Consider the following 646-nt stretch of genomic DNA (forward strand, 5'->3'; position numbering starts at 1 on the left):
GGGGCACGAGGAGGTCATCGGGACCGCCGGCGAGGCGCCCGAGCACGTGCAGCTGGTCGACGGCGTGGCCGCGGTGGACAACGTGACGGTGCGCGACGAGAACAAGGTGGTCTGGCTCTCGCAGACCACGCTCTCGGTCGACGAGACGATGGAGATCGTCGAGCGGCTGCGGCAACGCTTCCCGAAGCTGCAGGACCCGCCCAGCGACGATATCTGCTACGCGACCCAGAATCGCCAGGTCGCCGTCAAGGCGATGGCGCCCGAATGCGAGCTGGTCATCGTCGTCGGGTCGCGCAACTCGTCGAACTCGGTCCGGCTGGTCGAGGTGGCGCTGGGCGGCGGCACCGCGGCCGCGCACCTGGTCGACTGCGCCGACGACATCGACCCGGCCTGGTTGGAGGGCGTCACGACGGTGGGCGTCACCTCGGGAGCGTCGGTGCCCGAGGTGCTGGTGCGCGGTGTGCTGGAGCGGCTCGCCGATTGCGGCTTCGGCGTGGTGCAGCCGGTGACGACGGCCCAGGAGACCCTGGTGTTCGCGCTGCCCCGCGAGATCCGGTCGTCGCGCAGCTAGCCCTCGTACTCCCAGGATTCCGCGGGAAACCCGCGCGACGCGCGGGACCCACCCCGGCGCTCGGCTCTCGGCTCC

General features: G+C 71.5%; 1 pseudogene. It reads left to right on the forward strand.

From position 1 onward, the window contains the following. A pseudogene (locus A9X00_RS12370) lies at positions 1-571 on the forward strand (4-hydroxy-3-methylbut-2-enyl diphosphate reductase); the annotation flags it as partial. Positions 572-646 lie beyond the last annotated feature (75 nt).

It is taken from the genome of Mycobacterium sp. 1245805.9 (assembly GCF_001672915.1).
In the GTDB taxonomy this organism is placed as follows: Bacteria; Actinomycetota; Actinomycetes; order Mycobacteriales; family Mycobacteriaceae; genus Mycobacterium.